Source organism: Solidesulfovibrio aerotolerans, from assembly GCF_009856865.1.
GTDB classification, from domain to species: domain Bacteria; phylum Desulfobacterota; class Desulfovibrionia; order Desulfovibrionales; family Desulfovibrionaceae; genus Solidesulfovibrio; species Solidesulfovibrio aerotolerans.
In genome coordinates, this window is the sequence record NZ_WVUD01000009.1 from 102,365 (window position 1) to 125,868 (window position 23,504).

A 23,504-nucleotide genomic window follows, 5' to 3' on the forward strand; every position below is an offset into this window, starting at 1 on the left:
CCCGCCATGGCGCTGATCCTTAAGCAGCAAGATTTTCCCACACCCGACACCCGGCTGCAACTCACCGTGTCCTATGGTGAGACCGACCGCATGGGCTATGCCTATTACGGCCACTATCCCCACTGGTTCGAGCGGGCCAGGGGGCAGTTCATCCGGGATCGGGGCATGAGCTACGCCGAAGTGGAAACGCGCGGCGTCTGGCTGCCCGTGCGCGACATGGCCGTGCGCTATCTGCGCCCGGCCCGCTACGACGAGGTCATAACGGTCCGGGCCGGCATCGCCGCCTGGGGCCGGGCCTCGGTCACCTTTGTGTATCAGGTCTTTGGCCCGCCAGACGCCTCCTGGCTGCTGGCTGCCGGCGAGACCGTGCATGCCTGCACCTCCCCCCAGGGCCGGCCCATTGCCGTCCCGGACTGGCTGCGCGGCCTTTTTTCCGCCTAACCCTTCCCCTCCTTCCTGGTACCCCATCCCATGTTTATTGATATCCATACGCACGCCTATCATCCGAAAATAGCAGACAAAGTCCTGGCCCAGCTTGAGGGCCACTACGGCATCCCCCCGGTCGGCACCGGCCAGATCGATGATCTGCTCGCCCGGGCCAAACGGGCCGGCCTTGACCAGGTGGTGGTCCACAACGCCGCCACCGCCCCGGCCCAGGTCGTCCCGGCCAACAACTGGGCCATTGCCATCAACCGCGAACATGCCCCCATCCGCAGCTTCGGCACGCTCCATCCCGATTTCCCCGACTTCGAGCGCGAACTCGACCGGCTGTGGCGCAATGGCATAAAGGGCATCAAGTTCCACGCCGACTTCCAGGGCTTTCGCCTGGACGACCGCAAACTGTGGCCCATCTTCGAGGCGCTCTCCGGCCGATTCGTGGTCATGCTCCACGTGGGCGACCGGCTGCCGCCGGAGGAAAACAACTCCTGCCCGGCCAAGGTGGCGGCCATCCTGCGCGACTTCCCGGACATGACCGTCATTGCCGCCCACATGGGCGGGTATCTGCACTGGCAGTATGCCCTGGAGCACCTCGTCGGCAAAAACGTGTATATCGATACGTCGAGCACGCTGGCCTTTATTGACGATGACACCTTGCAGCGCATCTTCGACGGCCATCCCCGGGAGCGCATTCTGTTCGGCAGCGATTATCCGCTGTTTGACCCGGGCGAGGAGATCGCACGTCTGCGCAAACGCCTGCGCCTGCGCGACGCCGAACTGGAGCAGATCCTGTCCGCCGGGGCGGCTTTGTTGCGCTAACCGCCAACGAGAGTGTAAAACACTGCAAAGGGAAGTTGCCGCTGCCGGCCGGCTTTCCGAATGCTTGTCAGGTTTTCTGGTTTTCGACAGTCCTAAATCAAAGCGGAGAAAATCATGGGGATTCGCGTGGGTGCTTTGCAGCTGGTTCGTTATTCCCTTCGGAAAAGACGTTTGGCTCCCCTGGTCTTGTGCTTCCTGCTTATCGCCGCCATGGCGGCCCAGGCCCAGCCCGACCCCTTGCCCTCGTGGAACGAGGGACCGGCCAAACAGGCAATTTTGGCCTTCGTGCAAGCGACCACTGACGCGTCGAACCCGGGCTATGTCCCGCCCGAAGCGCGTATTGCCACCTTTGACCAGGATGGTACGACCTGGGTCGAACAGCCTATGTATACGCCGATGCTTTACTGCCTGGCGCGACTGCGGGCGCTGGCCCAGGCGAAACCGGAACTGGCCGACACCGAACCCTTCAAGTCCGTGTTGTCCGGCAGCGTGGAGCACTTGGGGAACGTGCCCATGAGCGACATTGAGAAGGTCTATGCCGCTACAATGACCGGCATGCCCGTGGAGGAATTGGGGGACCAGGTGCGGCAGTGGCTGGGAACGGCCCGGGATGTGCGTTGGCATCGTCCCTACACCGATCTTGTCTACCAGCCCATGCTCGAAGTGATGCAGTTGCTTCGCACCAAGGGCTATAAGACCTATTTCGTCACTGGCGGCGGCCAGGATTTCCTGCGCGCTTACGCCGAAAAGATCTATGGCATCCCACCCGAACAGGTGGTCGGCACTCTCAATGCTACCAAATTCAGCTATGACGCTGACGGCAAGCCTATCCTCACCGAGGAACCGAGACTTTTGCTCAACAACGTCGGACCGGGCAAACCTGAGGGCATCCAGCTCATGATCGGCCGATATCCGCAAGCGGCGTTTGGCAACTCGGACGGGGACAAGGAAATGCTCGAATACACCCAGGCCGGTGGCGGGACGCGCCTTATGATGCTGGTGCACCACGATGACGCCGCCCGAGAATACGCCTACGGCGCGCAGTCCAAGGTTGGAACGTTCCCTGATTCCCTGATGGAGGAAGCCGTGCAAAAAGGCTGGGTCGTTATCAGCATGAAAAAGGATTGGAAACGCATTTTTTTCTGGGAGTAAAACACCTCTACGACTGCTGTGCAAGAGAGGCGAGTCTGGAAGCTTGCGGCAATCCTATCGCGATGTCGCCGGTGTACATGTGTCCTGGTGCCGTTTTACGACGTGCTGCGTTACATCAAAACACAAAACGTGCTGGTCCAGCGGTTGCTTACGTCTGTTGCCCCGCCGACTGCGCCGGCTCTGTACAACCGCCCCCATCCTTGCTAGTGTTGTGTTCGGTAATTTCCGGCCTGGTTGCACCAGGATAACAAACCGGAATTTATCATCTTTATTCACAAAAAGCAGGAATATTTTTTGTAAACGCCACACGCGGGGCGCAGGATGTCTTGTCGTCTGTGCGACTCCCGCCACGGCCCCGTCGCCATGCTTCTTACCGTCGGAGTTTGTATGAAAAAACGCTTTTCCTCCTTCGCTGCCGCCTGCCTCATGGTCCTGGCCTCCCTGGCCCAGGCCGCCGAATTCTCGGCAGACATGGTGCAACTCCACGACCAAGAGCCGGCCATGTCCGGCAAGGTTGCCATCAAGGACTCCCGGATGCGGATGGAAACCACCATGCAGGGCCAAGCCCGTATCAGTATCATAGATCCGGCCGCCAAAAAGGTTATCCTCTTGCTGCCGGCCATGCAGAGTTACATGGAGATGCAGTTCGACGCCTCCAAGGCCGGTCCTGGCGCGGCGCTGCTCGGCAAGCCCGATCCGGAGATCGGCCAGTGGCGCAGCGTGGGCACGGAAACCGTTGATGGCTGGGAATGCGAAAAGCGTGTTATGGATTTTAAGGACACCACCAAGGGCGGGCTGACTGCCTGGTTTGCCGTCAAGCTCGACACACCCATCAAGTTCGTGCAGACAGGCAAGGGTGGGACCTATACCATCGAATATAAAAACATCCAGCCCGGTACCGTGGATGCCGCCCAGTTCGCCATTCCGGCCGGCTACCAGAAGATGGGCATGCCGGCCATGCCCAAGGCGGGCATGGCGCAGTAGCCGCCGCCCGGTCCAACGCCACGACCCCCAGGAGCCGACGCATGGACTTTTTCTCTGTGGAAAATCTCATCGCCTTTCTGACCCTGTCCGCCCTGGAAATCGTCCTTGGCATCGACAACATCGTTTTTATAGCCATTATTTCCAATGCGTTGCCAGCTGAAATCCAATCCAAGGCCCGGCGCATCGGCCTGCTGATGGCCATGGGCACCCGCATCCTGCTGCTGCTTGGCATCACCTGGATCATGGGCCTGACTGCGCCGCTTTTTTCCGTGCTCGGCCATGTCGTCTCCGGCCGCGACATCGTGCTTTTGGCCGGCGGCCTCTTTCTCGTCGCCAAATCGACCTTCGAGATCCACGAGAAAGTGGAAGCGCCCCACAATGCGGATACCACCGTGCGCAAGGTCCGGGGCTTTGCCGCCGCCGTGACCCAGATCGCCATTTTGGACATCGTTTTTTCGCTGGATTCCGTCATCACCGCCGTGGGCATGTCCGGCGAGATCGTGGTGATGGTGGCGGCGGTTGTCGCGGCGGTGCTGGTCATGATGGTTTTCGCCGACGCCATCAGCCATTTCGTCGGCCGCCATCCCACCATCCAAATGCTGGCCCTGTCCTTTCTGATCCTCATCGGCGTTTTCCTGGTGGCCGAGGGTCTGGGCCGGCACATTGATCGGGGCTACATCTACTTCGCCATGGCCTTTTCCCTGCTCGTCGAAGTGCTCAACATGCGGGCGCGCAAGGCCGATGCCGGCGGACAGTAGCGAGAGGGCAGCCCGGAACGCCTTTCCGCGCGGACTGTTCCAGCCAGCAAGCGGCTTTCGCTTTGGCAGCGACGCCCTGCTCCTGGCCGCCCTGGCCGCCGGCCTGCCGGGAACCCGGGCAGTCGATCTCGGCACGGGCTGCGGCGCGGCGGGCCTTGGCTATCTGCTGGCAACCGCCGATCCTGCGGCCACGGTGCTGGGTCTGGACCGGGAAGCGGCCATGGTCGCGGCGGCCGGACAAAACGCCGCCGCCCTGGGGCTGGCCGAGCGCTTTACGGCCCATGTCGCGGACGTGCGCCACATCCGGGAGGCCGACCGGCTTGCCCCGGAATCCTGCGATCTGGTTATGTGCAACCCGCCCTACCGCGATCCGGGTTCGGGCCGACGCCCGGCCGGCGCGGCCCGGGACGCGGCCCGCTTCGAGGTGGATGGCAGTCTGGCCGATTTTGCTGCCGCTGCGGCCTATCTGCTGGTCAACAAAGGCCTTTTCGTCTGCATCCATCTGGCCGAGCGCCTCACCCATGTGGCTGCCGCCCTGGCGGCCCATCGCCTGGAAATCAAACGCCTGCTTCCCGTGGCCCCGCGCGTCGACGCGCCGGCCCGGCAATTGCTCCTTGTCGCCCGCAAAAACGGCGGCCCCGGACTGGTCCTGGAGCCGCCCCTGGTTCTTTATGCCGGGACCGGCCGGGAAACCCGCCTCACCGACGCGGCCCTGGCCTTCTGCCCGTTTCTGGCCAAAGACGTTGCCACCGGCCAACCTCGCTAAACAACAAAGGGGACGCCCAAGCGTCCCCTTTGTTTGGGTCCAGGCCGCGCTGCGGCCTGCACTCCCGCGCTATGGTCGACCGAACAGCGCCTCAGGGCGCGGCCCGGAATAGTCCAGGGTCTGGGGAATCTCCGTGCAGCGCATGATCATGCTCGCCTCGGCCAGTCGGGCCACCATGCTCTGGGCCTCGGCCGACGCCAGGGTCAGTTCCCGGGACGATTGGACCTCTTTGGCCGGCAGACTCGGCGGATCAGCCACATAGAAGCCGGCTCCCAAAGCGGCAATGGCGACGACATACAGCAAGCGCTTCATGATCCTTCCCCCTTCGTTGGCCGCCCCCCGGCGGCGTTCCCCAACACCTATTCTCTCCTATAGCCAGTTTCGTGCCAATTGGCCCGATAGAAAATGCTGTAGTATTCCAGCCGGGAATCCGGGAGCACAAAAAGCGGCCGGGTGATTCCCAAAAAACAGGAATCACCCGGCAGGAAAAGTAGCCATATTTCGAGAATCAAACGGCCGGCCAAGGCCCGCACAGGCAACCGGCAGCAACCCGGTCGTGTGGCGAGCAGACCAACGCGCCTTTGCGGCCACCCGCAGGCTAAAAGACTTCGGCCTCAAACCAGAAAAGGGCTGTCCCGGGAGTCTTCCAGCAGCCCGGCTCCAGACCGGCCTTGTGGCAGGTCTGGTCCAGAAAGGTCTCGCGGTCCCAGCCCCACTCCACCGGCACCTGGGGCAGCAGCAGGCCGGAGCGGCCCTCCCGGCGCAGCAGCAGGCCATGGCGGCCCACAACGACCAGTTGCGGGTCGGGACACGGGGTCAGGGGGCTTAAAATGGAAATCTCAAGGGCCACGTCGGCAAATTCCTGCCGCGTCAGCGGGGCAAAGCGCGGATCGCCAAAGGCTGCGGCCTCGGCCATGGCGGCGATGGTCTCAAAAAGCGGCCGGTCGCCGACGATATGGCCGATGCAGCCGCGCAGGCGACCGTTTCTGGTCAGGGTGACAAAGGCCCCGAAATGGCGGCGCAAAACATCCGTCGGCGGCGGCGGCACGTCCGGTTCGCGACCGTCCAGCCGGGCGACGATGACCTGCCGGGCCAGCGCCTTGAGATAGTCTTTTTCCTGCGCCGTCAGGGCAAAACGAAAGGCGTCCATAGGCACTCCTTGGGGCGGCTGCCCGGGGGGGCGGTGCCCACCCGAATGGGACCGGCGGGCCAACCGGGGCAGGCCCGTCGGGAGCCTGTCCCTCTCGTGTCACGTTCTGGAAACACTGTCATGCATTGTAGCCCGACAATACACCGGAATCATTGTTTTAAAAAACATAAATGTTTTTTACAATGTGGCGGTGTGTCACGATCCGCAGAATTCGCCAAGCATGCTGTAAAACTCGCCGGGCATGGCCTGCATGAGAAAATGGCAGTCCGTGGGAAAGGGGCGGGTCGGAATGTTGTGTTCACCCAGAAAGGCCAGCGTTTCCGGGGCCGCGTCCCGGCCGTAGGCGTAGAGTTTGGGGATGGTCAGGTTGGCCAGGGCCTCGCCGGCGGCATGGCTCCATTTGCCGGGCAGGCTTCTGGACGTGCGGCGAACGGCGGCTACGGTCTGCAAAAAGGCGTCCTCGCGGCAAAAGCGCAACGAGGCGTAGTAGTGGCGGCAAAAGGGAAATCGCCCCAGATAATCCCGAAAAATGGTCTGCTCCCGGAATTCGCCGTACCACTCGCCAAAGCGTCCCGACAGCCGGGCCGCCTCGGCATGAGCCGAGATAAAGGCCCCAAAGCGCGTCACCGAAGCCTCGGCCAAGACCAGCCCGGCAACCGTACCCGGAGGAGCGTCGCGGCAGAAATACACGGCCGGAATGCCGCCCACGGAATGCCCGATGAGATAGAGCCGGCTGGGGCGCAGGCCGTGGTGTTCGCCCAGATAGTCCAGGACATCGCGGATGCGCCGGGTGGCCGCCTCCATGGAATAGTCCAAGGCGGCGGGGCTGCCGCCGTGGCCGGCCATGTCCGGGACGACGAGGCTGGCTTCGGACAGATAGCGGGTGACAAAGGCGTCCTCGAAGGCCAGCCTGGAATCGCCCAGGCCGTGCAACAGCACGACGGCCGGAGCCCGCCCGTCGGCAATGCGGGCTGTGACATGCACCGGCGCGTCAAAGGTCGGAACCATAAGATCAAGCTGCTGCCCGCTGCGACTGCTCACGCAAAGACGTCTCGCCATGGTCGTACCCAAACCCTCTCTTGTCCTGACGCGCAGATTTCAATTTTGAGGCAGGATACGGGTATCCGGCTCCGTTCGGGCCGAACGTGCCGCAACCGCAAACACGCCAGGGCGATTCCCATGCAGCGCTCCATTGCGGCGCGCCTGAGCCTCGGTTGTGGCCTCGTGCTGGCAGCCCTGCCCACCGGGGTCCCTGTCATGACCTTTTCCCTGGCCGGCGTAAAGGACCAGCGCCACAGCGATGCGCGACCAGAGCCTGCCCCTGGCCCATGCGGCCGTCAACGACAGGCACGCCAAACGGTTGGCAAGCTCAAGAAGAGAGAAACGGCATGGCCATGAAGTAGATTCCAAGGAGCGCAATCATGGCCCCGGCGGCTTTCCGAAACCAAACGCCCCCGTGGCGCATGGCTCCATTTTCCAGCCAACGTTGCACGAGCGCCGTTGAACTGCCAGCCACAACGATAGGCAGGCAGTGCCCGATTGCGAAGAGCACAATGAGCACCACGCCGGTGAGGATCTTTTCCTGAATGGTGATGATGGCCAGGATGGGCGCGATAAAACCGAAGGTGCACGAACCGGACAGGACACCGTAGGCCAAACCGAGGAGCAACGCTCCACCAACGCCCTTGACCTTGAGCCTGCCCATAAGGCCCCCGGAGATCGAGCACTTGGCCACCCCCAGCATGTCCAGGGACACCCAAAGCAGCACGGCCCCGACGAGGATTGTCCAGTAGGGGCCGATATCACCGAGCATGCGCCCAAGGAGCGTGCAGAGAATGCCAATGGTGGCTATGGTCACGAACAGGCCGGAGGTAAAGGCGACGGCATATCGCGCCGCCTCCCGGCCGTGGATGATTTTGCCTTGTCCGGCGACATAGCCAACGATCAAGGGAATGGAAGCCAGGTGGCAGGGGCTAAAAAGAACACTCACCAACCCCCAGAGGAAACAGCCCACCGCTGCAACGATGAGACTGCCGGTCATCCAGGTATTGATGGTCAAAAACAGTTGGTCCGGCACGCAATGGTCTCCTTACTGGGCCAGCAATGCATCCAACTTTTCACTGATCGCCGCTTTGTCCATAAAGCCCTCGTGGCGATAGGTTTCTTTTCCAGCCTTATCGTAAAAAATCTGCGTCGGAATAAGCTTCAACCCGAATTTGGCGCCCTGCTCCCTGTGCTCCCAGACATCGATAAAAAGGACCGCCGCTTTTCCTTGGTACTCTTTTTCCAATTCTTCCAGGATAGGAGCCATCATTTTGCACGGGACACAGGCTTTGGCTCCGATATCCACCATGGTTACCATGCCCTTGGCCGGGACTTCAGGAACAGGCGTGGCAGCCAAGCAAACCCCGGCACTGAGCACCATAACGAGAGCGCAACACAGAGCGGCATGTTTCATAGCGTTCCCCTCTTGAAAGTGATTCGTGCAACAAGCAGATATTGCATGCAAAAACTCTTTAGACGACAGCATTAAAAAGATAGCCCACCAGCAAAATACCCAGCCCCACGACTCCCGCAAAAACAAAGATCAACCGGGGCTTGAGCACCTTTCGTAAAATGATCATCTCGGGTAGCGACAGGGCGATGACCGCCATCATAAAGGCCAGGACCGTACCGAGGGCTGCGCCCTTGCCCAGGAGCGCTTCGACCACCGGCACAATACCCGCCGCATTGGAATACATGGGGATGCCGACCAGGACCGCCGCTGGCACCGACCACCAGGCCTCCTTGCCCATGATCGAAGCCATAAAACCTTCCGGCACGTAGCCGTGGATGCCCGCGCCAACGGCAATGCCGAGCACAACGTACAGCCAGACCTTGCCGACGATGTCTTTCACCGCATGAAATCCGGCTTCGATGCGGTCCACCCAGGTCTGGTTGTCCGGGGGAAGCACCGAGGGATCTGTCCTGATTTTCATGACCCAATCTTCGATGTAGGGCTCCAGATTGAGCTTGCCAAGCACCCAGCCCGAGACAATGGCCACGGCCAACCCGGTGCCGAGATACAGGGCGGCCACCTTCCAGCCGAGCAGACCATAAAGCAGGACCAGGGCAATTTCATTGACCATGGGAGCCGAGATCAGAAAGGAGAAGGTCACTCCCATGGGCACGCCCGCTGTGACGAATCCAATAAAAAGCGGCACCGCCGAGCAGGAACAAAACGGTGTGACGATGCCAAGCAAGGCAGCCATGACGTTGCCGGCGGATTCACGCTTGCCGGCCAGGATGCGTCGGGTGCGTTCCGGCGTAAAAAAAGTCCGAATAACGCCCACGCCAAAAACCACCAGGGTCAGCAGCATGAGCACCTTGGGCGTGTCGTAGAGCAGAAATTCGACGGAGTCGCCAAGATGGCTTCCCTGGGCAATCCCCAGGACATCGTAGGTCAGCAGCCGGGAAAACCCGGGCAGCATTCCGTACACCACCCACCAGACGATCAGGGCCGGCGCAAGCAGCACGAGATAGCGGACAAGCTTCCCGTTGCCAGGATGCGAACCTTCGACCACGGCTTCTTTGGTGCAGCAGGTCATTTTTTCAAGAGGTTCCATGCAAACATCTCCTCAATTGCCGCTTGCGCGGCCGGGCCGTCGAGGCGGCCCGCCAGATTTGCGCCGGCCTTTCGTGGGAAAGCGGTCAGGACAGATTGGCGAAGTGCGGGGCCACGGCCATGGCAGCCGCCAGCACACGCTCCTCGGTGGCAGGGCTTTCCCCTTTTTTAAAACCCAGGTCGGCCAACTGCACATGGGCGAAGTTGGTGAATCCGGCCTCTTCCAACGTCTTACGGGCGCAGTTGAGGGGGCAGCCATCGATAGCCATGATCCTGGATGCGGCTTCCGCGGTCTTGAGGATACCGCTGACCCGACCGCCGATGCCGGCCAGACAGAACATCTTGGCCACACCATCTGCCGCGAGCTTCCGGGCCACCTGATCGGCCAAGGCTCCAACGTCAGCACCACCGGAGCAGGCGAAGACGAGTTTGGGAGCGGCGGCACAGCCGCAGCTTTTTTTTTCGGACATGGCTATGTCTCCTGTGTTTTGCCAAGACGACCGCCGGAGAAAGGCCATCGTGACAGTATTTGTGCGTTTTGCCAAATGGCAAAATATTGGCGCAAAAAAAGACCCGGGAAATTGGCTAAGCCCCTGAAGGTACTTTTTTTACAAAACCCTCGCGCGTCCAGCGACGGTTTGTTTCTCGATTGTTTTCTATTTGGCAAAATAGCCAAAAAAGAACCCTTGTCAAGCGCCTGGCCTGAGGTCTCCTTGTCGGGGGAGTCCTTATCGGGGGCCTTGTCGGGGGTGTGGATGGAAGAAGGACGGGGGAAGGCCGGAGTGCGTTGGCCCGCAACCGAAAAGCACGGCTGGCAATTTTGCATCGAAGACACTTTTGGAGCCTTCACCAAACCGGCAAGACTGGCATCCTTGCCGGCATAAGAACAGCCTGGAAGGAATAAAAAAAACAGTACGTCAGTGTCTTTTGGCCAACTATTTTCAGGCAGGCCTTGCAGCTACAGCCGTGTGCAGGCCAGCATATTTGTGCGGATCAACACACTGCGTCACCTTACACGGATCGCTGAATTCTCCCTGTTCGTCTTCTTGTCCCATGCATTGCAGGAGTCCCATGCTCCACAAGCAATCGCCGCAGGGAACTGTTTCGCCGTAGCAGTCATTTTCAAAATCAATGCTGTTGATGTCTTCGCAGGGATACACATTGCAGCCAGGGCAATGCGGGTATCTTTTCCGCATGACATCAGATCGAAAGCCTTTATACTTCTGGCCATTCCATATTTCAAACAACGAATTTTGCGACAAGTCTCCGAATACTTTATGGGCGACCTGCTTCTCTCTCCCATAGAAATAGCAGCTAAAATTGCGCCAGAGAAAATGGCACGGAGACACCTTGCCATCCCACGCAACAAACGCGCCGCCCTGCTTGACCCCCAAACAGGCGCGCCCGCTAAGCGGCCTTACAGACGGCAGGACAAGCTTCAGGCCAACAGCACAGGCAACGGCCTCGGCCTGACGGAAAACAGCCTCCACCGAACCGACATCATCGCCATCGGACAGATTCGCAACATGGAGCGGGATATCATTTTCAAGCGCCTGGGACACCATCAGTTGGACAAAACGCACCAACGCAAGGTCTTGCGATGTTTTGTGATACTTCCAGAGCACAGTGAAGTATTGCGCAATATCCAGTCCCTCCTGGCGCGCCCTGTCAGACCAATCCTTGTAAAAAGACTTGGCCGCAGTCGTATTGACGCCAAAAACCGTCTGATTCGCCGCCGTCGCACTAAAAGGCAAGACATGGGACACGACCAGCCTGCCCACACCTCGTTTGGCAAGCCAGGCGATGATCGCAGGCAGTTCCGCGACATTATCGCGCATGACAACGAATTCCGCGCCAACCTCCAGCGTGTTCCCGGGGTGGTCCTTTTTCGCCTGGGCCAAAGCAGCCAACGCTCGTTCAACATGCCCCAGACTGCCGCCACCCCGCACGGCTTTGAAAAGCTCAGGCGAAGTCGAGTCCACGGAAAGATAGATTCTATCCAGCCCTGCCGCAAGGAGCGACGAACAACGAGCCGTGTCGAGCAGATGCTCGTTGGTTTGAAAACCTACCCAGCTTTGGGCCGGCATCACGCGTTTGCCTGTTTGGATGAATTCTTCGAGCAGCGGATGCAGCAGAGGTTCGCCTATGCCATTGAGGACCAGGGCATGCAGGTGCTTAAATTCTGGCACCAACGCATTGAATGTCCCTGCAAGCATGTCGCCGTCCATGGACTTGGCCGTACCAGATTGCTTCACGCAAAAGGCGCAACGCAGGTTGCATCGGGATGTCACCTCGACAAAAAGCCGTGAAGGATGGCCCAGCTGCGACAGATCGTCATGCATGGTTTCAACACTTGTCATTACACGCCTCGATAGATGGCACATTCAGAAAAACACTGCCCAAGGGTCCAGACGCTTTCCTGTTACCGCTTGGGCGGACAGGCGACATGACAGACGCCGGCCAGCGTTTCCACCGCGTAGGGAAAGTACTTGCGCTTGAAATACAAGGCGACATTGACGAGGGCAATCAGCACCGGAACTTCCACAAGCGGTCCGATGACGGCGGCAAAGGCCTCGCCGGAATCGATGCCGAAAACGGCAATGGCTACCGCTATGGCCAGCTCAAAATTGTTGGACGCGGCGGTGAAGCTCAGCGTGGTCGCCTGTTCGTACGTCGCACCAGCCTTGGCCGAGAGATAAAACGACGCCAGAAACATGAGCAGGAAATAGACGCCAAGAGGAATGGCGATGCGCACGACGTCAAGCGGCAACTGCACGATGTACTCACCCTTGAGCGAAAACATCACCAGGATGGTAAAGAGCAGAAAAACCAGGGTCAGCGGGCTTATTTTCGGAACAAAAACGGTTTCATACCAGCTCTCGCCCTTCATTTTAAGGCCGATAAACCGCGTAATCAGGCCGGCCAGAAACGGTATACCCAGATAAATAAAGACGCTTTCGGCGATCTGTCCCATGGAGATGTTGACCACAACGCCCTCAAGGCCGAACACCTTGGGCAGCACCGTGATGAAAAAATAGGCGTAGATCGAAAAGAACAGAACCTGAAAGATGGAATTAAACGCCACCAGTCCGGCGCAATACTCCCGGTCGCCCTGGGCCAGATCGTTCCAGACGATGACCATGGCGATACACCGGGCCAGTCCGATGAGTATCAGACCGACCATGTATTCGTGATAGCCGGAGAGAAATGCGATCGCGAGAAAAAACATCAGCACCGGACCGATGATCCAGTTTTGCACCAGCGAGAGAGCAAGCACTTTTCCGTTACGAAACACCTGCCCCAACTGCTCGTACTTCACCTTGGCCAACGGCGGGTACATCATCAAAATGAGTCCCAGGGCAATGGGAATATTGGTTGTCCCCACCTGAAAGGCATTGATGATGTCTTTCGTTCCAGGATAGAAGTACCCCAGCCCGACGCCAACGAACATGGCCGCAAAAATCCACACCGTCAGGAAGCGATCAAGAAAGGACAGCTTTTTGACAACGCTTGCGCTCATAACGATCCTCCTGGGCTGTACGCATGCCCATGGCCTTGCCAAACCGGCTGACCCCAGGCGCTCGCTTATGGCGACCCTTCCGGGCTGTAATCAGCCGCAGTGTCCGGTCAATTTCGTTTTGAGGTGCTGGCGCAGTCGCGCCGCATCACGCTGTGCTATTGCAGAGTCGCCGAGGTGCTCCTGCAGGATGTCCATTACCTTGACGAGGACGGCCTGCCGCGGGGTGGACAAGGTGTAGTGCATCCACTTGCCGGCCCGCCGACCGTCCACCCACTGCTGTTTTTTCAAGAAACTCAAATGTCTTGAAACTTTGGGCTGTGGCACATCAAGCGCTTCCATCAGATCGCAGACGCACAACTCACCGTGCCGCAACAGGTTGAGCAGCCGCAGTCGGGTCGGATCAGCCAGGGCTTTAAATCCTGCAGCAAGTTCGTTCATACCTGACCATGTATTCGCTTGGGCGAATTTGTCAAGGGACGCAATCACCCCACCGGACCCACGATTGCCAAGATCCGGGCCGATCCGAAAAGGTGTTTCCCACCAAGGTGTTTGGGTTGGCTCGCGGAGAAGGACAGGCTCTTTTCTGGCTGGAGCCGTTGCGGCGATTGCCGGCATCGCTGGCGGGTGTTTGAGAGCGGTCGTAACCGAGGAAGCCGGCCATCTCGGTGCCCATGGCCGTTTCGGCCAGGTCCTTGATCACTATCGATGGGCCTCCATTCTACGGGCGACATGAACCTTGACCGTGTAAAGCAGCTGCGTCGGCTTGAAGTATTTGACACAGGTATCGATAGGACTTTGAGGACATTTCTTCTGGGCAAGGGCTTCCGCCTCGGTGGTCGGTTCCCAACCTGCTTCGATCACGAGCAATCGGTCTCCCTGGGTCAAGGCGGAACGTCCTCCCGAGGTTTCATAATTGCCATAGAAGCCACTGTCAGTCGCCGTCCACCCCTGAAAGGCCTGGCGCAGCTTGCGATCCAACGCGGCAGGGCCTTCGGGGAAATCGCGCCCAGTACCCTTTGCGATCAGGAGGCATCCCCGCCCGGCTTCGTCCCTCTCGTTTTCGGCGTCTCCCGTCATATAGAGAAAGGGCGCGTTAGGAGTGAGGGAGAATCGGGTCTTGAGAGCCTTCTCGGCGAGTCCCTGAAGGTGCTGGCACTCGGCCCGGGGAATCGGCTCAAAGACGTCGCCCTGCCTAGCCGCCGCAGCTCCCGGCATAATCAAGGCCAGGGCCAGGCAGGAACACACCAGAAGAATAGTTTTCATAGCGCCTCCGAGATGAAACCGAGATCACTTGATGCCGACGGCCTTAGCGATATCGAGAACCTTGCTTTTTGGCTTTTGCGCGCAGCCGCCACGTTTTTCGGCCTCGTGGCGGCTGCGCGCAATTCCAAGGTCGGGCGGCTAGTCCCGGATGACGGCAATGCGCAGGGCTTTGCCATCGGGCAGAGCCCAGACCTTGCCGTCGGTGCCCACCATCACACCCTGCTTGTTGACAAAGATATCGTTTAAGGGCTGGGCCAGGATGTTCTGTTTGATCTCCTTGGTGATGATCCGGTCATACTGGCTCACGAAGGCGGCCTTGTCCGCGATTTCCAGATCCTCGCCGCCGGCCGAGACCATGAGGGGATAGGAGACCATTCCGGCCACGGCGTTTTTGTCATCGGCCGCCAACGCCTTTTGCAGGCTGGCGACAAACTTCGGCACCTGGGAGGCGTCCTTGATGCCGACAAACGAATAATCTTCCTTGGCCTCACAGCGTGCAGGCCCGGCCATGAGGCCGGCCGCCAGCAGCAGGCCCAAAGCCAGGCAGCGCAGCCAGCGCGCCCCCGAGCGTGGCCCCTGGCCCATCTGTATGCTTGGGTTCGTCATTTTCCTCTCCTTTGTTGTGTTGCCTGCCGCCTGGCCGTCCAGGCTTGAAAAGCGCTCGGGTAATGCCCCTGCACAGGGCTACTGCACGTCGTCACACATGGCCTTGATCAGTTCCACGCGCATCTCCTTGGACTGGGGTTGGCCGTTGAACTCCAGGGCGTTCATGTCGAATTTTCCCCGCTTCGGGTCGATGGTAAACTGCAACAGGGCTTTGACGTTCTGCCCCTTGAAAGACATCTTGCCACGAACGTTGACGATGTAGTCGCCTTCGTCGGACCAGCCGGAATCCCACCGGGCGTCGGGAAAATAGTTTTCGATCAGTCTCCAGACGTAGTAATTCGGGCAGGCCTTGAAACTTTTATTGCGAAGCCATTCTATTTCATCGGAATAGGCAAAGCAGGTGGTTGCGCTGGCGACAAGCAGGACGACGGCGGCAACGAACGATCGAAACATCATGAGGCTCTCCTTTGCAGTACGATTATAAAGGGTCATTGCAACGACGCGGGCGGCTCGTGCGCCCCGGGCGTCGACAAGGCCGACGGGCGGGCTACGAGGCTTCCTTGACGGCGTATTGGAGCACAGTCCAATGGGCCTGGGGTCCCTGCGTTCGCCGGAGAACGCCGGAGAAGGTGCCCCCGACACGGACGTCGGCCCCGGCGCGTTTCCACTGGGCCCGGGTGGCGTGGGGATCGATGGTCTCCCCGGCAGCCGTGTAATAGATGGTCCCGGCGGCAAGAAACGTGTCGCCCTCGCCCGGACGCAGGCTGTCCACCTGGGCGAACACGAAGGCCTCGCCGCTGGCCAGGGATTCGACGTATTGGGCTTTGCGGTGTTTTTGGATGGTTCGACCGAAAACGGTCTGGGTGATGGTGTCGATGACGGCGGAAGGGATGACGATGTCATTGCCGCCGTTGACCCGTTTGAGCGAGGGGTCGGCGCGCATGATGCAATGCCATACGGCGAAATGCAGCAGATCCTCGTCGGAGAGGGTCTTTTGACCAAAGCCCTGCATGTTCGCGGCAGCAAAAGGGCTGAAAAAGTCGCCAAGTTCCTTGCGGGTTTCCGGCGATATCGGGCTGCCTGCCTGGGACAGGGCCTGGCCCGGGAGCAGCGTGGCGCACAACAACAGCACAGCAAACAGTCGTTTCATGGCAACATCCTCCGTCATTCGCCCCAGGCCCATGCGCTGCGGCAGAAACGCCGGCACGGGCCGACAACGACGGGCCATGTACGAAGCATCGGCTGTTTTGTCTGTCCGGGATTTCCCGGACAGACACGCGGCCGCAGGTGGGATCAGTCTGGCTTGTAGTGGCGGATGGCGTACTTGCGAAGGGCCTTCATGCCGTCAAGGTGCAATTTGACCAGGATTCTCGCGTAGTAGCTTTCCACGGTGCGCACGCTGACGCCAAGGGCCGAGGCGATCTCGATGTTGCCTTCGCCCAGGGAGAGCCGTTTGAGGATCTGGCCCTCGCGTTCACTGAGCGCTCCGATTTGGCCGATGCCCGTCCCCTGGGGCGGTGACGCTTCCAAGGCGGCGGCGACGCGGGGACTCAGGTAGCGCTGCCCGGCCAGCACGCCGCGCACGCCCTCCACCAGCACGGCCGAGGTCTCGCGCTTGGCGACATAGCCGCAAGCCCCTCTGTCCAGGGCCAGGCGCACGGTGTCGACGTCTTCGTGCATGGAGTAGACGAGCACGGGAATATCCCGGGCGCGCAGGTCGGCAATGAGGTCCAGGCCGTTTTCCTCGCACAGGGTCAGGTCCACCAGGGCAATGTCGGCCCGGCTGGCGTCGATGCCGGCCAGCAGCGAGGCCCGGTTTTCCGCCTCGCCGCACACCACGAACCCTTCCTGGAGCAGGCGCAGGGTAAGCCCCTCGCGCACGGCCGGATGGTCGTCGGCCAGGAAGATGCGCCCGCCCTTCTCCGGATGCGTCGTCATGCCGGCCTCTGGGAATCGGCAGCGACCGCGCCGTCGGCAATGCCGGGACAGGGGGCCGTGCAGACCACTTCCGTGCCGCCGCCAGGAGTATCCAGAATGCGCAGTTCTCCGCCAATCAGGCGGGCCCGGTGGGCCATGATGCCAAGGCCAAGGCCGCCGGTCGGGGCTTTGTCCCGGCAGCGGCCGCAGCCGTCGTCGCGCACGGCCAAGACCGTGCCCTGGCCGGCCGGACAGGCCAGGGACACGATAATGCGCCCGGGTCTGGCGTGTTTGAGGGCATTGGCCACGGCTTCCTGGGCGATGCGGTACAGCTGGGCCAGATGCGATCGGGGGCAGGCCTGGCAAGGCATGTCCCGATGGAACTCGATGGGGATGGCGCTGGATTCGGCCTGTCTGCGCAGCATTTCGCGAAACGACGGTCCGACGCCGTCGTGCTCCAGGGGCCACAGCCCTCGGGACAGATCATACGCCTGGCCGACCAGGGTATCGAGCAGGCTGGACAGACGGACCAGGGCCTCGCCTCCCGCGCCTTTTCTGCCGCCCTCCGGGGACAGGGCGTCACAGCGCAACCGGGCGGCGGTCAGGCCTTGGCACAGGCCGTCATGGAGCTCCAGGCTGATGCGCCGGCGTTCCTCTTCACTAATGGTCACGATCTGTTGCTCGAGGCGATTGCGTTCGGCCATCTCTGTTTCCAAACGCAGGTTTTTGTCTACGAGGGCACCGGCCAGACGTTTTTCCGAGGCAAAGGCCTGGGAGAAACGGTGCGCCAGGGCAAAGGCCTGGCTCAGGCTGAAGACCAGCATCCCCACCGGCAGCAACGGAATGGATGGCAGGCAGTGCATATCGACCAGCATGTCGTTAAGCCCAATAAGGCCCAGCACGCAAAATCCGGCCAGAAGCAGGCCCGCTTCGTCCCGTTTCCGACGCCAGGCCTGGTACAGACAGTATAAACAAGAGGCGATAAGCAGGCTGGAGGCGAGATAGTGCCAGGGAAGAACGGTGTTGAGCGTCCGGCCGGAGGCGAAAAGGGCCACGAGGACGAACACGACGCACAACATGTTGCAAAACCATTGCAGATGTTTTGAAAACTCCAAAGGGTACAGGGACCGGAAAAAGGCGTAGCCGACCGGAATCGTCGCAAAAAAGCAGGACAAGGCCAGCGGGTCCAGAAATCGTGCGGTAAGGTCCGGGAAAAAGAGGCGGATAGCCCAGCCGCTGCTGTCCGAGGCAGCGTAGTTTCCCATCCAGCCAAAGCAGTACAGGGAGAAATACAAGGGGGCGATATTGGTCTGACGCACCCAGTACAAGGCGGCATGATACAGGCCCATGATGCAAAACGCGCCGATAAAGAACATGGCCGTGGCGTTGTCCCTGTCGCGCCACGCCGCCAACGTCGCTTGGGAACCGAGCCAGACCGGGGCGAGGAGGCCGCCGTCGCGGGTGTGGTGGTTGGAAAGCTGCAAAACGATGTCCACGGGACGCCCGGTATTGGCAAAGGAAACAATCTGTTTGGCCGGCGCGGGGATTTCCGTTGCGGCGTCCGTCCCGACGACGCCGCTGCCGGCCGCCGGCGCGCCGTCAATCCACAGGTGATAGGCGGCATTGACGCCCAACAGAGCCAGGGCCGGCTGGCCCGCGCCCAGGGCCGGTTCCAGACGCAGGCGCAGCGTGGCGAACCCGGTGTCGGCCCCCATGGCCTCTTGGTCGGTCCGGGCGCGGTTCCAGGGGTTGGGCACGACGTAGACGGCGCCTCCCGTGCGGGGGACGCCGGCTTGAAAGTCTTTCGGGCTGAGCAGTTGGCCGGGGTAGTATTCCCATTCGCCGTCCAGGCGCAACGGCCCCTGGATCGCCATGTCCCAGCCGGCGAGGTTGACGCGTCCATTTTGGGCCTGGGGCATGGTCGGGAGCGTTTCGGCCTGGGCCGGGCTGCACAAGGGGAGCAGCAGGACAAGCGCCAGCAGCAGGCAAGGCCGGTTGGCCCCGGCGACAGGCTTGGCCCAGCCCAATGCCGGGGTGCGGCAGGGTCGGGCACAGGGGAACGCACGACCGCGTCGAAACACTGCAGCACCGCACAGGAAAAAGAAAAAAACGTGAAACATCCTGGCAAAAAATACCTTCGCGCCGGGGCCAAGGCAATCATTTTCTTGGCGATAACGGCCGTGGCGGTATGGTATGGGCTGGTTTTTCTGCTGGTTTACCGGGCGGATTGACCAGCCCGACCGAGGTCGCGGCGGCGACGGCCTGTCCGGGAATACCCTTACAGACGCGGGGCGTCCCAGGCCGTAGCATCCACAACGCGATGTCGACGGCCTCCGGTCGGGCCTTAGGGGCACCCCGGACGGCTTCGCGTCCGGGGTGTGTCCTTTGCCGGGCACACGTTTGCTGTGCTCCGCCCGGGGCGAAACTTGCAGCCAGAGAGGAACGGATACATGCGTATGCGCATCAAGCTTCCCGGGGTGTTTGTGCTCCTTTTGGCAATGACAACCATGGCGGTTGCCGGCGCGTCCGGCTTTCCCTTGTCGGTCGGCGGCCAGAACCTGACCCTGGACCAGGATTCGCGGCGGGCCGACATCGCGGCGGCCCTGGCCAGGGCTTTGCCCCGGGAAGAGCCGTCGGTGCTGTCGCCGGAACGCATCCAGTATGACGTTATTGCCGCGCCGGGCCAGGGGCCGGTGAGCCTGGCCTTCGATTTTGACGCAAAGGGGCGGTTCACGGGCGCGATCCTTGACGCCATGCTCAAGGAACAAAATCCCGTGGCGGCGCAACTTGCCGTCTGGCTGACCGCCGAGGCGGGCAAAGGTGTCCGGAATAAGGGCGACAGGGTCTGGACCCATGCCGGCTTTCGCTTTCAACTGACGGAGGTGCAAAAGGCCGGGGATGATTCCGTCTACCGCATGAGCATCGACCGCCAAACCCGTTAGGGCCGCGCCTCTTAAAAAGTACGAGCGTATTTTTTAAGAAGTGGGAATGCGGCGCGCGACAAACATTTTGCAACACGAGCGACTTTATCCGGGAGCGGCAACGCAGCCCGGGTTGGGGCGCGCGCAAACAAACGCAAAGGAGTACACGTATGGGCAAAGGATATCTGGCGGCCGGCCTGGCTGCGGTCGCGATCAGTCTGACGCTGTCCGGTGCATGCGAGGCCAAGGGCGTGACAGGGCGTTATACTTACGTTGAACCGGGCTACGAAGGAACCATGACCATCTCGCAGTTGGGACCGGGCTTTGTTTTCAAGTTCAAGACCAAGAGCAAGAGCAACGGCCAGATGTGTGACTTCGAAACCTACGAGACGCCCATGGACCAGGGCGGCGGCCGCGTGAACGACGACCTGCCGGCCAAGGGCGGCACCGAGGATGACGGCATCAAGTTCACGATTAACTTCAAAGGCGATACCGCTGTCGTGGACATGGAGTCCAAGGGCGGCGAATGCGGCACGTCGGGCTATTTCGGCGGCAGCTACCGCAAGGCGAAATAATCGGGGCGTATTTCTGGTCCAGGAGGCACCGGCTTGGAGATTTGGGAAGCAGTGAAGGAGTCGCGCCGGGCGACAGGGCCAAGCTGACCTGCTGGGCCCTGTATGCCAATGTCCAGGGCAGGAAACTGTCTGCACTCTCCGACCAGGCGCTGCGTGAGCCCGGGCGGGAGATCAGCTACAAGCATCAAGGCAAGAACTTCTTCGTCCTGTCCGGCACAAGAGACGGGAAGATCTTCTATCACAAAACACTCATGGAGCATGGGATTCAGGCCAGCTTTGAACTTTCATACGCTTCACATTTAACCCTGTTCTGGTCGATTTGGCCCGTTCATGCAGCATCGATCCGTCATTCGCATCGCGTATGGAACAAGTGATCTGTTCCATACGCTGTGCGGGTTGTGGCATTTGGAGAAGCGCGGCCTGTGGCAAGGTTCGTGGCCGTGGCTGCATATGACAAGAGCATGTTGGCCATGGTGCTGCGGGCCGCGCGTGAACGGGTGTCCATCATCCAGGCTGTACTGCAGCACAAATCGTCTGCCACGACAGTCAGCAACAGGCACACCCTGCGCGGCACACGTGCCCCCCTGAACGACGTTTTCGGCCCGGAGGTTTCATGGGTTTCAGCAGGGAAGGGCCAGAGTCGACCAACTACCAACGGAAAACCTGAAGAACCGAAAGTGAGCTGTCTTTGCCGCTCCTGGATGGAGTCGCGTATTGTCTGTTGCGCCGATGCACTCCTTGATCACGTCCAGGAATACACTTGAATGAAGGACAATAAAAAATCAATGAAGGTGAACTTGTTGGCGTTCAAGATATCAAAGGATGTGGCCACGAGCAGCGAAAGCGTATAGTAGATCATCTGGGCCATGATAAAAAGACTCAGCCAGAAGACGTTGGTTCGCTCCACCGCTCCCAGAAATGCCCCCAGCCCCAGACAGAACACAGGCAGAAAGTCCACGAAGGGCCGCATGCCAAAGCCGTAGCCGTAGGTCCAGTCGTGCCAGGACGCCACGACCACCCAGTTGACGAGCAGAAAGGCCATGAACGACAGGCCGATGGCACGCCGTTCCCAGACGGCGACCCCCATTCCGGCCACCGCGAAGAACAGGACCGGATTCCAGACGAACAAGCCCCGCTTCAGGCTGAAGAGCACGTTGAAAAGGTGCAAATTATCAAAATGGAACGATTCGCCACCGTAGGCATAGTAGATCCATGACCCGCAGGCGACTTTCCAGTAGAGAGCCTGCAGCCCCAGAGGGACAGCAAACAGCGCGGCCGAGGCCACGAGTATAGCTGGTCGCGTTCTGCGGAGCATCCCCGTCAGGTAGGGCAAGAATAGAATTATCGCCGTGAGATTGGATGGGCGTGTCACTGCGATGAGTCCCAGCGCGACACACGCTCCGGGCATTTGAACGTTTGTGTCCTCATGGTCCAGAAACCAGAGCAACAGGGCGAACAGGAAAAACGAATAAACGTGTGACATGGACGCCATACACGTCGCGTAGAATAGCAGGCTCGTCCCGGTGAGAATGACCACGCAGGAAAGGGTCGCCACTGCAAAGGAACGGCGCTTCGCCAGAATCAGCCAGAGCAGGTTCATTCCCAAACAACAGTAGGCCACGGCCGAAACCACGACCGCATACTGAAAGGGCGGGGAGAGCCCATTCACGGGCTGGCCGAGAAGGAAGGACACGAAAATCGCGACGAGAAATCCCGGCAGCAAAAGCAAAGCGGTACCCAAAGGGTACTTACTGTAATAGCCCTCTCCCGTGGGGGATACCTTTATGCCGAACTCATCCAGACGCTCCTGGGGAATGGTCTCGGCGTAGGCCCGCAGACGCGCGTCGCCGTCCAGGAGAAGGGACGGCAGGTAGGCGTAATACCCCACTCCGTCGCTTTTGATCGCTGGCCAGAAGCGGTCCTTGCTAAAATACACGTGCGCCATGCCCACGAGTATACACAGGCAGAGCGCGTTCATGAGGGCCAGCCGGGTGAGGGTTTGCATCCGGCCGTGGGAAAGGGAAAATACCATGTGGGCTCTCGAAAGCTTCGTTAATTAAGGGAATGTGATCGCCACAAGAGAATCGTGCACAAGTCGGTCGGGAAAGTCCACCGCCCAAGGCCGTATCGATGGTGGGCTTCGCCTGATTGCTGCGGCCAATGTCGTGGAGAGCATCCAAAAAGATGGAGGCGAGCAAGAGCGAGCGTACTTCCTAGAATCCTGGTATTGCCGACTACGTAGTGGCCAGGCGAAAGCACAAGGATTGCATTTTGGACGATATTGATCGTTTCATCGACTGTAACACGCTTAAAATATTGCTTCGTAAGAAGCTCAAACGGGCCGTCAACGTCTTTAAAAATCCTGCGTACCCGCCCATGCCCATTTTTACTATTCTCCTGTTGCAGCGCTGGTACAACCTGACTGACGTTGACGCAAAAGAATCTTTGTACAGCCAAATGTTGAACGCGCTTTCGAAATGCTCAAACGGGGATACGGATTCTTTCGGACGCGCTACGTGGTGACGGACAATGTTGAATTAAAATTTCTGCTCAGTGCCATGGCCTTTAACCTGAAAAAAGCAGTCATCAGGGCGGGATGCTAAGGACTGTTGCGCCTGAAAAGCGGTGCAAGCCGTTTTCAGGCGAGAAAAAGGCACTGTGCGCGCCCAATTGATGGCGAAAAACCGTTTTTGAGCTTGAAAAAAATCCAACGCACCTGCCTAAAAAAATTGTGCAACGGTCTCATTTAAGGAAGCCGTGGGCTGGTGTTCATCGATCCGTTGGCACCATTGCGAAGTCCGAGCCGTCGGGGTCAATCACTTCCGGCTCGACAACTTGCCCCCGACAAACCCCTGCTCCAGAACACCATTGTGCTGGTTAACAGTTCTCGAAAGGCAGCCAGAGTGTTGATCAGCATGGAATATTGACCCCTCTTTGGATGAAATCAGCGTCCAAAGTTGACCCCCTCGGCAGCCCCCTTAGATGTCTTCGATCATCGGAGACGGGAGGGGCAGCGAGAGGAGATGCTGAT

28 protein-coding genes are annotated in these 23,504 nt (G+C 60.0%); 11 read left to right on the plus strand and 17 right to left on the minus strand.

The features are described from left to right. Positions 1-6 precede the first annotated feature (6 nt). From GTA51_RS07530 to GTA51_RS07555, 6 genes are all read left to right on the plus strand, one after another. Positions 7-441, plus strand: coding sequence for an acyl-CoA thioesterase (locus tag GTA51_RS07530; RefSeq protein WP_160959992.1), 435 nt, complete (start codon positions 7-9; stop codon positions 439-441). Positions 442-471: 30 nt separating this feature from the next. Further along, positions 472-1,257, plus strand: a complete 786-nt coding sequence (locus GTA51_RS07535; protein ID WP_160959993.1) for an amidohydrolase family protein — start codon at positions 472-474, stop codon at positions 1,255-1,257. A gap of 171 nt (positions 1,258-1,428) precedes the next feature. Beyond that, a complete protein-coding gene (locus tag GTA51_RS07540; RefSeq protein ID WP_246198036.1) occupies positions 1,429-2,409 on the plus strand; it encodes an HAD family hydrolase in 981 nt (326 codons plus the stop codon). A gap of 387 nt (positions 2,410-2,796) precedes the next feature. Next, positions 2,797-3,393 carry a DUF4412 domain-containing protein gene (locus GTA51_RS07545; RefSeq protein ID WP_160959996.1) on the plus strand — a complete coding sequence of 199 codons (597 nt, stop codon included), beginning with the start codon at positions 2,797-2,799 and terminating at the stop codon, positions 3,391-3,393. A 41-nt stretch (positions 3,394-3,434) separates the two neighbouring features. Next, positions 3,435-4,151 (plus strand): TerC family protein, encoded by a 717-nt coding sequence (locus tag GTA51_RS07550; protein ID WP_160959998.1) that lies wholly within the window; start codon positions 3,435-3,437, stop codon positions 4,149-4,151. Next, positions 4,135-4,917 (plus strand): tRNA1(Val) (adenine(37)-N6)-methyltransferase, encoded by a 783-nt coding sequence (locus GTA51_RS07555; protein ID WP_160960000.1) that lies wholly within the window; start codon positions 4,135-4,137, stop codon positions 4,915-4,917. Before GTA51_RS07550 ends, GTA51_RS07555 begins: the two co-directional genes overlap by 17 nt. 69 nt (positions 4,918-4,986) lie before the next feature. On the opposite strand, the gene GTA51_RS07560 is transcribed toward GTA51_RS07555, so the two are convergent. The 16 genes from GTA51_RS07560 to GTA51_RS07635 all read right to left on the minus strand — a co-directional run bounded on the left by GTA51_RS07560 (position 4,987) and on the right by GTA51_RS07635 (position 19,097). Further along, positions 4,987-5,229: a hypothetical protein gene (locus GTA51_RS07560; protein WP_160960001.1), complete on the minus strand. Its 243-nt coding sequence runs from the start codon at positions 5,227-5,229 to the stop codon at positions 4,987-4,989. 286 nt (positions 5,230-5,515) lie between these two features. Next, on the minus strand, positions 5,516-6,067 hold the full coding sequence (amrA, locus tag GTA51_RS07565; protein ID WP_160960003.1) for an AmmeMemoRadiSam system protein A: 552 nt from the start codon (positions 6,065-6,067) through the stop codon (positions 5,516-5,518). 195 nt (positions 6,068-6,262) lie between these two features. Next, a complete protein-coding gene (locus GTA51_RS07570; protein WP_343039497.1) occupies positions 6,263-7,108 on the minus strand; it encodes an alpha/beta fold hydrolase in 846 nt (281 codons plus the stop codon). A gap of 328 nt (positions 7,109-7,436) precedes the next feature. Beyond that, positions 7,437-8,144, minus strand: coding sequence for a cytochrome c biogenesis protein CcdA (locus GTA51_RS07575; protein WP_160960006.1), 708 nt, complete (start codon positions 8,142-8,144; stop codon positions 7,437-7,439). 12 nt (positions 8,145-8,156) lie between these two features. Next, positions 8,157-8,525, minus strand: coding sequence for a thioredoxin family protein (locus GTA51_RS07580; RefSeq protein WP_160960007.1), 369 nt, complete (start codon positions 8,523-8,525; stop codon positions 8,157-8,159). 58 nt (positions 8,526-8,583) lie between these two features. Further along, the gene (locus GTA51_RS07585) at positions 8,584-9,672 is read right to left on the minus strand and encodes a permease (protein ID WP_160960009.1); all 1,089 of its coding nucleotides are present in this window, start codon (positions 9,670-9,672) and stop codon (positions 8,584-8,586) included. Between the two features lie 85 nt (positions 9,673-9,757). Then, positions 9,758-10,141, minus strand: coding sequence for a putative zinc-binding protein (locus GTA51_RS07590; RefSeq protein WP_160960010.1), 384 nt, complete (start codon positions 10,139-10,141; stop codon positions 9,758-9,760). Between the two features lie 471 nt (positions 10,142-10,612). After that, positions 10,613-12,013, minus strand: coding sequence for a radical SAM/SPASM family putative metalloenzyme maturase (locus GTA51_RS07595; protein WP_246198037.1), 1,401 nt, complete (start codon positions 12,011-12,013; stop codon positions 10,613-10,615). Positions 12,014-12,093: 80 nt separating this feature from the next. After that, positions 12,094-13,191 (minus strand): ACR3 family arsenite efflux transporter, encoded by a 1,098-nt coding sequence (gene arsB / locus GTA51_RS07600; RefSeq protein WP_160960013.1) that lies wholly within the window; start codon positions 13,189-13,191, stop codon positions 12,094-12,096. Positions 13,192-13,281: 90 nt separating this feature from the next. After that, the gene (locus GTA51_RS07605; RefSeq protein ID WP_160960015.1) at positions 13,282-13,629 is read right to left on the minus strand and encodes an ArsR/SmtB family transcription factor; all 348 of its coding nucleotides are present in this window, start codon (positions 13,627-13,629) and stop codon (positions 13,282-13,284) included. 261 nt (positions 13,630-13,890) lie between these two features. Next, positions 13,891-14,454, minus strand: coding sequence for a hypothetical protein (locus tag GTA51_RS07610; RefSeq protein ID WP_160960016.1), 564 nt, complete (start codon positions 14,452-14,454; stop codon positions 13,891-13,893). A 138-nt stretch (positions 14,455-14,592) separates the two neighbouring features. Beyond that, on the minus strand, positions 14,593-15,060 hold the full coding sequence (locus GTA51_RS07615) for a hypothetical protein (protein ID WP_160960018.1): 468 nt from the start codon (positions 15,058-15,060) through the stop codon (positions 14,593-14,595). 78 nt (positions 15,061-15,138) lie between these two features. Beyond that, positions 15,139-15,516, minus strand: coding sequence for a hypothetical protein (locus GTA51_RS07620; protein ID WP_160960019.1), 378 nt, complete (start codon positions 15,514-15,516; stop codon positions 15,139-15,141). Positions 15,517-15,607: 91 nt separating this feature from the next. Then, a complete protein-coding gene (locus tag GTA51_RS07625) occupies positions 15,608-16,210 on the minus strand; it encodes a hypothetical protein (RefSeq protein WP_160960021.1) in 603 nt (200 codons plus the stop codon). A gap of 143 nt (positions 16,211-16,353) precedes the next feature. Beyond that, complete coding sequence (locus tag GTA51_RS07630) at positions 16,354-16,998, minus strand: response regulator transcription factor (RefSeq protein WP_160960023.1); 645 nt, start codon at positions 16,996-16,998, stop codon at positions 16,354-16,356. Next, positions 16,995-19,097: a sensor histidine kinase gene (locus GTA51_RS07635; RefSeq protein ID WP_160960024.1), complete on the minus strand. Its 2,103-nt coding sequence runs from the start codon at positions 19,095-19,097 to the stop codon at positions 16,995-16,997. Before GTA51_RS07635 ends, GTA51_RS07630 begins: the two co-directional genes overlap by 4 nt. Before the next feature lie 330 nt (positions 19,098-19,427). On the opposite strand from GTA51_RS07635, the gene GTA51_RS07640 reads away from it, so the two are divergent. From GTA51_RS07640 to GTA51_RS07650, 3 genes are all read left to right on the plus strand, one after another. Beyond that, entirely contained in the window at positions 19,428-19,919 is a 492-nt protein-coding gene (locus GTA51_RS07640) for a hypothetical protein (RefSeq protein WP_160960026.1), read from the plus strand. Between the two features lie 149 nt (positions 19,920-20,068). Next, positions 20,069-20,473, plus strand: a complete 405-nt coding sequence (locus GTA51_RS07645; RefSeq protein WP_160960027.1) for a hypothetical protein — start codon at positions 20,069-20,071, stop codon at positions 20,471-20,473. A 41-nt stretch (positions 20,474-20,514) separates the two neighbouring features. Next, positions 20,515-20,847 (plus strand): hypothetical protein, encoded by a 333-nt coding sequence (locus GTA51_RS07650; RefSeq protein WP_160960029.1) that lies wholly within the window; start codon positions 20,515-20,517, stop codon positions 20,845-20,847. A 368-nt stretch (positions 20,848-21,215) separates the two neighbouring features. Here the strand turns inward: GTA51_RS07650 and GTA51_RS07655 are convergent, their stop codons facing one another. Next, entirely contained in the window at positions 21,216-22,505 is a 1,290-nt protein-coding gene (locus tag GTA51_RS07655; protein ID WP_160960030.1) for a hypothetical protein, read from the minus strand. 209 nt (positions 22,506-22,714) lie between these two features. On the opposite strand from GTA51_RS07655, the gene GTA51_RS20585 reads away from it, so the two are divergent. Continuing rightward, positions 22,715-22,996 (plus strand): transposase, encoded by a 282-nt coding sequence (locus tag GTA51_RS20585; protein WP_500691076.1) that lies wholly within the window; start codon positions 22,715-22,717, stop codon positions 22,994-22,996. Continuing rightward, positions 22,951-23,076: a hypothetical protein gene (locus GTA51_RS21495; protein WP_160960031.1), complete on the plus strand. Its 126-nt coding sequence runs from the start codon at positions 22,951-22,953 to the stop codon at positions 23,074-23,076. Before GTA51_RS20585 ends, GTA51_RS21495 begins: the two co-directional genes overlap by 46 nt. Positions 23,077-23,504: the final 428 nt, after the last annotated feature.